The organism is Winogradskyella sp. (assembly GCF_028282165.1).
Lineage (GTDB): Bacteria > Bacteroidota > Bacteroidia > Flavobacteriales > Flavobacteriaceae > Winogradskyella.
Window position 1 is genome coordinate 1 of sequence record NZ_JANQIM010000014.1, and the last position, 11,179, is coordinate 11,179.

Genomic DNA, 11,179 nt, shown 5'->3' on the forward strand with positions numbered 1-11,179 from the left:
TCTTATTCCCGTAGAGTTTGTTGACATGAGCGTACTATCAGGCGATAGTTCTACGTGGGTCATTACGGACCAAGCCACAGGCGATATTTTGGGCGCACCAGCGATGCAACCGGCGGGAGGCTTTAATCTAGAGGGTGCACCGACAGGAATCTGCGATATTTGGTACTTACGCTACACAGGTGATATCGGTTTAGGGACGGCAACCAATGTAGCAGACCTATCGGGATGCTTTGACCTATCGAACCCGATCTCAGTATCTAGAAACGCGGTTAATGGAGGAGCGATCCAAATCGCTGGTACTACGGATACTACTCTTTCTATTTGTGTAGGTGAAGGCGTTGATGATTTAATTGATGTGGAGTTTGTTGATGCTGGTGTATTGTCAGGAGATAGTTCTACATGGGTCATCACCGATCAAGCGACTGGTGATATTTTGGGAACTCCTACAGCAGGGCCATTCAATTTGGAAGGTGCACCAGCAGGGATTTGTGATATCTGGTACTTAAGATATACGGGAGACATAGGATTAGCAACTGCAACGAATGTAGTCGATTTGTCAGGTTGTTTTGATCTGTCCAATCCTATTTCTGTGACACGGTTCACTGGTACGGATTGTGATGCTTTAAGTCTTAATGATTTTGATGCTGCTTTCGATTTTAGTGTTTATCCAAATCCTTCAAGAGGTATTGTAAATATTACATTTCAAGAGAATAGGACATTAGACTTGGAAATTCAGGTTATTGATATATTAGGTAAGCAGGTGTATGTTGGTAATTTGACAAATGAAGATGATATGACTGTTGATATCAGCAACTTAGAAAATGGTACTTATTTTATGAATATTATTGATATAGCATCAGGAAATAGAATAGTGAAACGCGTGATTAAAAACTAGCTACAGTTTTTGTAAATGTTTGTTTAAAAAAGAAAGAGCATCAAAATTTGATGCTCTTTTTTATTTGTTAGTTCTAAATTTTAATGCTTGAAGTGACGTGTTCCTGTAAACACCATGGCAACATCATTTTCATCACAATAAATGATGCTTAATTCATCTTTAATAGAACCACCTGGTTGAATAACCGCAGTAATACCAGCTTTATGTGCTATTTCGACACAGTCGGGAAACGGAAAGAACGCATCGCTGGCCATTACTGCACCTTCTAGATCAAAATAAAAGGTTTTTGCTTTGTGAATGGCCTGATTGAGTGCATCTACCCGACTCGTTTGACCCGTACCACTAGCACATAACTGCTTATTTTTGACCAAAACAATAGTATTGGATTTTGTGTGTTTGCACAACTTTGAAGCGAAGATGAGATCTTCAAGTTCATTTTGGGTAGGAGATGAATTTGTTACGGTTTTTAAGTCTTCCAAAGTGTCGGTCTTAGCATCACGATCTTGAACCAAGACACCGTTCAAGCATGTTCTAACTGTAGTTTTTGGAAGGTCTACATCGTTAAGTATCAAAAGAATTCTTTTTTTCTTGCCTTTTAAAATTTCTAAAGCTTCTTCAGTAAAAGAAGGTGCAATGACGACTTCGCAGAATAGTTTGTGAATTTCTTCTGCTGTAACCTTATCAATTTCAGTATTGCTAATTAAAATACCACCAAATGCCGAGACAGGATCGCCTGCTAAGGCACTTAGGTAGGCTTGATGAACGGTTTTTCGCTGCGCAAAACCACAGGCATTGTTGTGTTTTAAGATGGCGAATGTTGGATCTTCTCCTTTAAACTCTAAGATTAAATTTACGGCTGCATCTACATCCAATAAATTATTATAGCTTAATTCTTTACCATGTAATTTGGTAAACATAGCATCAAAATCACCAAAGAAAAACCCTTTCTGGTGTGGATTTTCACCATAGCGCAACACCTTACCTTTGGTCTCACTTATTTTAAGAACTGCTTCGTCATTATTTTTATTGAAATAATTGAAAATAGCAGTATCATAATGGGATGACACATTAAAAGCCTTTGTTGCAAATCGTTTTCTGTCATCTTCAGATGTTTCCCCATGTTTTGTCTCTAGTAATTCTAAAAATTCAGAATAATCTTCGACTGAGGATACACAGGTGACATCGGCGTAATTTTTAGCTGCCGCTCTAATCAGAGAGATCCCTCCAATGTCTATTTTTTCGATGATATCCTGATTGCTTGCCCCAGAAGCTACGGTTTTTTCAAAAGGGTAGAGGTCAACTATGACCAAATCGATTTGAGGAATCTCATATTCTGCTAATTCAGCGATATCGCCATCGTGATTTTGTCGATTTAAAATACCACCAAAAACTTTGGGGTGTAATGTTTTTACACGCCCTCCAAGAATAGAAGGATAAGAGGTAACTTCTTCAATAGGCACCACATCAATACCCAAATTCTTAATAAACTTTTCTGTTCCTCCTGTTGAGTAAATCGTAACGTTGAGATCGGCTAGTTTTTTTACTATTGGTTCTAATCCATCTTTACTAAATACGGAAATCAGTGCAGAGGATATAGTTTTACTATTCATAATATTGTGTTGTGATTTTGATGGTGCAAAAATAAAATAATCAACACGATAATTGTATGGGTTAAGCTAGTTTCTTTAAGTTTTTTGTAACAATACATTGTTGAAAACGTCCTATGTTTAAAATGTTTTAAAACAGTCAATTTATGCTTGTCTATTTGAGGGTTTTTAAGGAGAGTTTTGCGTTTGCACTAAATGCACTTAGAAACAATAAACTGCGTACATTTTTATCACTCTTAGGCGTAACGGTTGGCATTTTCTCTATCATTGCCGTTTTAGCTGCAGTTGACTCTTTGGATAGAGATATAAAAGAAAATCTTTCAGGTTTAGATAAGAATACAATGTATCTTACCAAGTATTCATTCGGTCCTACTGATGTTCCACGCTGGAAACGCGATAATTTCCCTCAAACGGAGTATGATGATTATGAATTTGTAAGACGCAATATCCCAGATATTGAAGAATCGGCTTATGTTATATTTGGTGGAAATGAAACCGTACGTTATCAAGCTGAAACAGTAAGTAATGTTGAGATAACGCCTATATCACATGGTATTTATGTAATCGATGATTTAAAAGTTGAGCAAGGAAGATTTTATTCGGAGTTAGAGTCTGACACAGGGGCACCAGTCATTGTGATTGGTTCTGAATTGGCTGAAAATTTGTTTGGTGAATCAAATCCAATTGGAAAGGTAATTAGGGTCTATGGCAGAAAGCTAACAGTTGTAGGAGTACTTAAAAAGTATGGATCTACTTTAGGTGATTCGCCCGATGGCAAAGGATTTGTGCCAGCAAATTTTGTACGACGATTTAGAAATGGAGGTGTTGATGGTTTGCCTGGAGCAGTAGTCATTAAACCAAAAGCGGGTGTGGATATAGGTGCTTTTGAAAACGTATTAAGACAAAAATTCAGGGCATACAGAGGTCTTAAGGCAGACGAGGATGATGATTTCTTTATCAATAAACTTTCGGGTTTGGTGTCGTTTATAGATGCGATTATCGGAACATTAAATCTTGTAGGTTGGGTCATCAGTGGTTTTTCGTTGTTAGTGGGAGGTTTTGGTATTGCTAATATTATGTTTGTTAGTGTAAAAGAGCGTACTAATTTAATTGGAATTCAAAAGTCTTTGGGCGCCAAAAACCGTTTTATAATGTTTCAATTTTTATTTGAGGCTGTAATTTTAGCTATTGTTGGCGGTTTTATTGGATTGTTCCTTGTTTGGATTACGTCCCTGATAATGAACGGTATTGTGGGTGAAGATTTTAGATTTGTATTGTCCGTTGGTAATATGTTCTTAGGTTTTGCTCTATCGACTCTTATTGGATTGATTTCTGGTGTTATCCCTGCATTTTCAGCATCACGCTTAGACCCAGTCGAAGCGATAAGAACAGGAATGTAGATTCTTGTAGATATTTTAAGCATTTTATAACCTTTTTTATAAAGTAAAGCCATTATCTTTAGGCATCTATTAATGATGCTCTATGCTATTATACTTGCGCTTACTTAAAGAGAGTTTCTCATTTGCTTTTAACGCATTAAGAAATAATAAGCTTCGTACCTTTTTATCTTTATTGGGTGTAACCATAGGAATATTTTCTATTATAGCTGTGCTTGCTGCAGTAGATTCTTTGGACAAACAAATAAAGTCTCAACTCAGTTCATTGGATAGTAATACTATGTATGTGGCCAATATTTCTTTTGGCCCTACTGAAGTCCCTAGATGGAAATACGAAACGTTTGATGAGATTTCGTACAATGAATATAAGTTTCTAAAAGCTGGTTTAACAGATGCCGAGTACGTTGCTTTCCAGTTGTTTGTTAGACGCGAAAATATTAGATACGAGTCTGAATTGGTCAGTAGCGTTAATACTGTAGTAGTTTCTAATGAGTTTACCGATATTCAATATTTAGAGTTTGATAAAGGTCGTTTTTATAACGAATCCGAATCTAATGCAGGAAAACCTGTTGTTGTCATTGGTTCAGAGATTGCAAAATCATTATTTGGGAACCTAGAGCCCATAGGAAAGAAAGTACGTATTTATGGGCAAAAATTTACGGTTATTGGAGTGGTAAAAAAAGAGGGTTCTGGTCTATTTGGTGACAGTAACGATATTTCTATTTTTTTGCCTGCTAACTACGTTAGAAATCGTTATGGTGATAATAATGAAAACTTCAAAAACATAGTTATTATTAAACCTAAAAAAGGGGTCGATATTGCAGGCCTAAAGGCAGATGTGGTACAGATTTTACGAAATAGAAGAGGTCTTAAACCCGACGAAATCGATTCGTTCTTCATTAATATCATCTCTGGTTTACAGGATGCTATAGATAGAATCATTGGGACTATGAATACCATAGGTTGGGTAATCAGTGGTTTTTCACTCTTGGTAGGAGGATTTGGTATCGCTAATATTATGTTTGTGAGCGTAAAAGAACGCACCAATTTAATAGGGATTCAAAAATCATTAGGCGCTAAGAATAGATTTATTTTGTTTCAGTTTTTGTTTGAAGCTATCATACTAGCTTTGGTTGGAGGTTTAATCGGATTGGTAATGGTTTGGATTGGAACACTAATAGGGAATAATGTTACCGAGGACTTTGAGTTTGTACTATCTACAAAAAATATGTTACTAGGGTTTTCAATCTCTTCATTTATTGGATTGATTTCTGGTGTAATTCCGGCTCTTACCGCATCAAGATTAGATCCTGTAGAAGCAATTAGAACTGGAATGTAGTATTTTGGTTAGGAGTTAGGAGCCAATACTTTGCCAAGTTGACAATCTCATTCTAGCCTAAAATTTTTGCAACTTCCTTACAGACAAATTCCAAAAACCGTTCATCAGCTTCGGTAAAAGGGTCGGCAGTGTTGGAGTCAATATCTATCTGGCCAATATTTTCACCATTAACAAAAATAGGAACTACGATTTCAGCTTTAACGGTTATACTACAGGCAATGTAGTTATCTTGCGCCGACACATCTGGTACCACAAAGTTTTGGTTGCTAACAGCAACTTGCCCGCAAATACCTTTGCCAAAAGGAATAATGGTATGATCTGTAGCCTCACCAACATAAGGTCCTAGCTTTAGTTCCATCTTATCGCCGTTCTTAAAATAGAAACCTACCCAATTATAGTAATCGATATGAGCTTCTAGTAGTTCGCAAATATTAAGAAGACGTGCGTCTACACTTAAGTCAGTTTGTGCAACAATTTTTTTTATTTCAGGTTTTAAGGTTTCAAAGGTCATAATTGTATAAACTTTTGGTAAAAGTATTTAAAACGTTCAATTTTAAAATAGGGTTTTCATAAATTTAACAGCAAACTCATACATCTTTTTTATTGAGAGAACTCTTAACAAAATATAAATTGGTTATTCGTTTCATAATCACTTTTTTAGTGGTTTATGGTGTATTGACTATTGGTCACCATTTATATTTAAGCCTTTCGGATGGTTCTAAGTTTTATCCTGATTATATGACCAACTTAGTAGCAAGACAAACCAATACCTTACTGAATAGTATTGGTTATAATGCCGAAGTTCTGCCACATCCCGATGAACCTTCAATAAAAGTTATTATTAACGGAAAATTTATTGCCAGAGTGATTGAAGGCTGCAATGCCTTAAGCATTATTATTTTATTCATGTCATTTATTGTGGCTTTTGCAGGTAAGCTTAAAACTACTATTTTCTATTGCTTTGCAGGAAGCATTATTATCTATGCCTTTAACTTAATCCGTATTGTTATACTATCTGCTGGTTTGTATCATTACCCATGGAGAGAGGAGATTTTGCATAAGGTGATTTTTCCAATGTTGATTTACGGGACTGTGTTTTTACTTTGGATGGTTTGGGTGAATCGTTTTTCAAAATCTGTGAAGACCAATGCCTAAATTAACACGTTACATATTTGTCTTTTTACTGATTCTCGTTTTGGCAGCCATTCGTGGATTTGAAGACTACTTATTCTATGATCCATACTTAACATTTTTTGAAAATGATTATTTGTATATCGACAATCCCAGGCGTGAGGTGGTAAAGCTCATATTTTTTACAAGCCTTAGATTTTTACTCAATACATTGGCATCATTAGGTATTCTTTACCTCATATTTAATGACAAGATAATGATAAAGTTCTCGGTTTTGCTGTATGGTATTGCGTATGTGCTATTGCTTATTCCGTTTTTATATTTTGTCATTAATCCAAGGCAAGAAGACTATTACTTATTTTTTAATGTAAGACGTTTTTTAATTCAGCCTATAGGATTAATTCTGCTTTTGCCAGCTTTTTATTATTATAAATTGAATCGTTAAGGATTTTATAATTTCTGCCATACTAATTGCATTTTCGTAACTTTGCATTATGAAATTGTCCCTTCCATATAAAGTATTTTCAATAGTATTGGCACTTTTAGTGCTGGTATCTACTTTGTCAGTGGCTATAGAAAAACATTTCTGTGGAGGCGTTTTGGTAGATGTTGCTGTATTTACTGATGTTGATAAATGCTGTGGTGACTCTAAGAGTGAAAGCCAGGAAATCACTAAGAATTCCTGTTGCAAGAACGAGATTGATATTGTTGAAGGCCAAGATGAAATCACTATAAAAGCTTTTGAAGATTTAGATATTATTCAGGAGCAAGTCTTAGTTGCCTACGCATATGCTTTTGTAAATCTTTACGAAAGTCTTCCAAAACAAATAATTCCACACAAAGACTATTCGCCTCCCTTGCTCATAAGGGACATACAGGTTTTAGACGAAACTTACCTCATTTGATTGTAGTATAGTATAACGCATAATTGCATTTCGACTGTGCTTACGCTAGCCGACTTCGCCTTAGTAGCAAAAGCTACCACGGTAGAGAAGCTTCAACTATACGCGTGCGCTCTATGTGACAGTAGAAATGCTTATTTCAAGTCATACCTACAATCAAAATAAATGAAGACATATTTAATTATAATATTTATGTTCTTGTTGCACACCATAACAGCGCAAGAACAATTAAAAGGCATCGTTCTAGAATCGAGTGTTTCTAAGGAAATGCCGCTATCGGGAGCCAATATATATTGGCTGGGTTCGTCCATTGGTACGATTACAGCAGATGATGGTACCTTTTCATTACCTTATAAATTTTCGTTTAATAAGTTAGTGATTAGCTATGTTGGTTTTAAAACGGATACATTAACAGTTACAGAAAACAAGTTTATTAGGCATGTTTTACAGGCTTCTGATGAGCTTGATGCCGTTACTGTAACGTCCCGAAAACAAACCACATCTAAATCGTACTTAAAAGCCACCAACACATTTACCGTTAGTGCTGAAGAATTATTAAAAGCTGCTTGCTGTAATTTATCCGAGAGTTTTGAAACCAATCCGTCAATCGATGTTAATTTTGCCGATGCTGTTTCAGGGACCAAACAAATAAAAATGTTGGGCTTAAACTCACCTTACATACTGATTACAACGGAAAATATTCCTGCAATTCGTGGTGCTTCTCAGGCCTATGGATTAAGTTTTATTCCAGGGACTTGGGTAGAGAGTATCCAAATTACAAAAGGAGCAGGAAGCGTTGTCAACGGTTTTGAAAGTATTACAGGACAGATCAATACAGAATTGGTAAAACCAGCTACCGATGATAAGTTTTATCTCAACGCTTATGGGGCGACAAGTGAACGGTTGGAACTAAATACGCATTTTAATACTAAGGTATCCGATAAATGGAGAATGGGTTTATACTTGCATGGTAATACCCATCAAGAAAAACATGATGTTAATGACGATGGATTTTTAGATATGCCGTTGTTTAATCAAATCAATGTGATGAACAGATGGCAATATACCGACCCAGAAAAAGGAGTGGTGAGCTTTATTAATCTAAGGTATTTATATGATGAAAAACAAGCTGGGCAAGTTAGCTTTAATCCAGATAGTTTTAATCCGAGAAACCCTGTGCTGAGTGGAGGGCAAGCTTGGGGAAGTGAAATTAATACAGAGCGTATTGATATCACTACTAAAATGGGATACGTTAACCCAGAGGTTCCTCACCAAAGTCTAGGCTTTCAAACGGCTTTTAGCCATCATAGGCAAGATTCCTATTTTGGTTTGAATATCTATGATATTCAGCATAATAGCTTTTATTCAAATTTGGTTTACAACAGTATCATCTCAGACTCGCGCCACAAGATAAAAACGGGTGTAAGCTTTACCTATGACCATTATGACGAACTGGTAAACACACAAACGTTTGAGCGTACAGAAAATTCCATAGGCACCTTTTTTGAGTATGCCTATGACAATTTGGATAAATTGACGATGACTGCAGGTGTACGTGTAGATCAGCATAATCGACTAGGCTTTTTTGTAACACCCCGTTTGCATGTGCGTTACACACCTTGGGAAAGATCGGCTTTTAGAGCATCCGTTGGACGTGGTAAGCGCAGTGCTAATATTTTTGTTGAAAATCAGAATCTGTTTTCGAGTTCTAGGCAGATAAATATTCAAAATGCAGGAGGAAAGATCTACGGTTTGGATCCAGAAATTGCTTGGAATTATGGTGTCAGTTATCTCCAAGGTTTTAGTCTATTTAACAGAAAAGCCGATGTGACATTTGATTTTTACAGAACCGATTTTCAAAATCAAGTGGTAGTGGATTGGGAGAATCCTTTTGAAATCAGCTTTTACAACCTTGATGGTAAAAGCTATGCCAATAGCTTTCAGTTTGAATTTAATTATAACGCTTTTGAAGGTTTTGATTTAAGAACAGCCTACAAGTATTACGATATAAAAACGGATTATAATTCAGGACGATTAGAAAAACCACTGATTCCAGAAAACCGTTTGTTTGCTAATGCAGCTTACGAAACTAAAATAAGTGATAATGGAAGCCAATGGAAATTTGATGCGACTTATAATTGGTTGGATTCGCAACGTTTTCCGAGTACGGAGCTGAGTACACCAGAGTTTCAATTGGATGAGTTTTCACCAACGGTTGGGACATTGAACTTGCAAGTTACAAAAGTCTTTTCTCCTAAATTTGAAGTATATTTAGGTGGAGAAAATGTAACTAATGTAAGGCAATCTGATCCCATTATTAGTCCGGATGATCCTTTTGGATCAAATTTTGATAGTAATTTTGTGTATGGACCCATTTTTGGAAGTCTCTATTACGCAGGATTACGCTTTAGAATAAACTAACTGTCACTTCGAGTGATTCAGATGTATGATTGAGTAAATGCGAAATCAAACCTGAATTGTATCGAGAAGTATTGAAAAGGTCTCGATACGATTTCGATAACATCGAAATCACTCGACCTGACGAAACGGTCATTTAAATTAGAAAGATTGCCACGACTTTTTTAAAGTCTCGCAATGACAAAAACGAAATGAAATGAAACAAATAATTTTAATTTTTACAGTATTAATTACAACAGCAACCTTTGCGCAAGACAAAAATGCAAAAGCCACTATCGAAGTCGATGGTGTTTGTGAGATGTGCAAAGCACGAATAGAAAAAGCAGCCATACGCACTAAAGGTGTAAAATCTGCCGTTTGGAATATAGATACCCACGAGCTTCAATTGATTTATGATGAGCGTAAAACCGATTTAAAAACTATAGCTCAAAAGTTAGCAGACGTTGGTCACGACACTAAAGAAATTAAAGCAACCGATGAAGCTTATGATTCGGTACATCCATGCTGTAAATATCGCGATAAAGATGTTGTAAAAGACCATGAGGGAGAAAAGAAAACAGAAAACAAGAACTAAAAGTAAAAGAAAAGCCTGAATCGATAGTTCAGGCTTTTTTATTTTCCTTTATTAATCGTTCTCAAGGCCTTCTTGATTATATAGGCCGTCTCTTTGGTCGCAGATTCTTTTTCCCATCTCTTACATACCGAAATCACCCAACTGGGTTTAGATTTGCTGGCGTCATTGAGCCAATTGCCAACAGAGTCGCGTACATACTTTGACGGGTCGGATTTTAAGGGTTCTAATAGGGGTAATCCTCTTTCGGGAGATTCTTGAAAAGTAGGAATCTTTTTTGTCCAAACACCTACAGGGCGAAGCGACTCAATCGCAAAACGACGAATATTCTCATTTTCGTTAATAGTCCATTTTGATAATATGGATATGGCAGTGTCTAAATCTTCAATCATCCGTTCCTTACTTGCAAAAATCACAACTTCACGAACACCAAAATGAGCATCGGAAGCATAAACTTGCATGGCTTTAATTAAGTCTGTAACTGCATCATGATGTGTGCCTTCCGCCCAACAGGCCCAACATCGTACCAAATCTGAAGTATGTGCTTTTAAGGTTTTGTAAATTGATTTATCAGAAGTCAATAAACCCAAAGTTTCACCAATTATTTTAGTATTGCTATTTGCTGTAGGCTTTTTTTGCGCATTTACGGCGACTTCAAAATTTGGATACCAATCATTTTTACCTAAATCGTTTAGTACTAGTTTTAATAATGCCAATTGATCTGTGGCCAACCATTCCATCAGGTTTTTGGTTTCCACTAAACCTTTATTGAGGTAGTCTATGACTTCAGTATCCAAATCTTTTAAACTTCTGGCACCTTTTCGGTTTTGTATGTGTTCTGGTATCATTTTCCTGTATTTACTGCTATCTTGAAGAGTTTCATACTTCTAAGTTATAAAAATAGTCACTGTAAAATAAA

At 36.1% G+C, this 11,179-nt stretch carries 11 protein-coding genes; 8 read left to right on the forward strand and 3 right to left on the reverse strand.

Annotation, left to right across the window (positions count from 1 at the left end):
• On the forward strand, positions 1-895 hold an 895-nt coding region (locus tag Q0972_RS06455; protein WP_299363966.1), incomplete at its 5' end, for a T9SS type A sorting domain-containing protein.
• Positions 896-975: 80 nt separating this feature from the next.
• Here the strand turns inward: Q0972_RS06455 and purH are convergent.
• Positions 976-2,505 carry a bifunctional phosphoribosylaminoimidazolecarboxamide formyltransferase/IMP cyclohydrolase gene (gene purH / locus Q0972_RS06460; RefSeq protein WP_299363968.1) on the reverse strand — a complete coding sequence of 510 codons (1,530 nt, stop codon included), beginning with the start codon at positions 2,503-2,505 and terminating at the stop codon, positions 976-978.
• A gap of 143 nt (positions 2,506-2,648) precedes the next feature.
• On the opposite strand from purH, the gene Q0972_RS06465 reads away from it, so the two are divergent.
• Both Q0972_RS06465 and Q0972_RS06470 read left to right on the forward strand, forming a co-directional pair.
• Complete coding sequence (locus tag Q0972_RS06465) at positions 2,649-3,902, forward strand: ABC transporter permease (protein ID WP_299363970.1); 1,254 nt, start codon at positions 2,649-2,651, stop codon at positions 3,900-3,902.
• A gap of 82 nt (positions 3,903-3,984) precedes the next feature.
• Positions 3,985-5,238, forward strand: coding sequence for an ABC transporter permease (locus Q0972_RS06470; RefSeq protein WP_299363971.1), 1,254 nt, complete (start codon positions 3,985-3,987; stop codon positions 5,236-5,238).
• A 52-nt stretch (positions 5,239-5,290) separates the two neighbouring features.
• Here the strand turns inward: Q0972_RS06470 and Q0972_RS06475 are convergent, their stop codons facing one another.
• Positions 5,291-5,749, reverse strand: coding sequence for a GAF domain-containing protein (locus tag Q0972_RS06475; RefSeq protein ID WP_299363973.1), 459 nt, complete (start codon positions 5,747-5,749; stop codon positions 5,291-5,293).
• A 92-nt stretch (positions 5,750-5,841) separates the two neighbouring features.
• Between Q0972_RS06475 and xrtF the strand changes: the two genes are divergently transcribed.
• The 5 genes from xrtF (at position 5,842) to Q0972_RS06500 (ending at position 10,263) form a co-directional block, all read left to right on the forward strand.
• On the forward strand, positions 5,842-6,393 hold the full coding sequence (gene xrtF, locus Q0972_RS06480) for an exosortase family protein XrtF (protein WP_299363976.1): 552 nt from the start codon (positions 5,842-5,844) through the stop codon (positions 6,391-6,393).
• On the forward strand, positions 6,386-6,814 hold the full coding sequence (locus tag Q0972_RS06485; protein ID WP_299363978.1) for an exosortase F system-associated protein: 429 nt from the start codon (positions 6,386-6,388) through the stop codon (positions 6,812-6,814). The genes xrtF and Q0972_RS06485 overlap by 8 nt, the downstream gene beginning before the upstream one ends.
• Positions 6,815-6,863: 49 nt before the next feature.
• On the forward strand, positions 6,864-7,274 hold the full coding sequence (locus Q0972_RS06490) for a hypothetical protein (protein ID WP_299363980.1): 411 nt from the start codon (positions 6,864-6,866) through the stop codon (positions 7,272-7,274).
• 162 nt (positions 7,275-7,436) lie between these two features.
• Positions 7,437-9,692, forward strand: a complete 2,256-nt coding sequence (locus Q0972_RS06495; RefSeq protein WP_299363983.1) for a TonB-dependent receptor — start codon at positions 7,437-7,439, stop codon at positions 9,690-9,692.
• A 193-nt stretch (positions 9,693-9,885) separates the two neighbouring features.
• Positions 9,886-10,263, forward strand: a complete 378-nt coding sequence (locus Q0972_RS06500; protein ID WP_299363985.1) for a heavy-metal-associated domain-containing protein — start codon at positions 9,886-9,888, stop codon at positions 10,261-10,263.
• A 38-nt stretch (positions 10,264-10,301) separates the two neighbouring features.
• On the opposite strand, the gene Q0972_RS06505 is transcribed toward Q0972_RS06500, so the two are convergent.
• A complete protein-coding gene (locus Q0972_RS06505; protein WP_299363987.1) occupies positions 10,302-11,108 on the reverse strand; it encodes a DNA alkylation repair protein in 807 nt (268 codons plus the stop codon).
• Between the last annotated feature and the right edge of the window lie 71 nt (positions 11,109-11,179).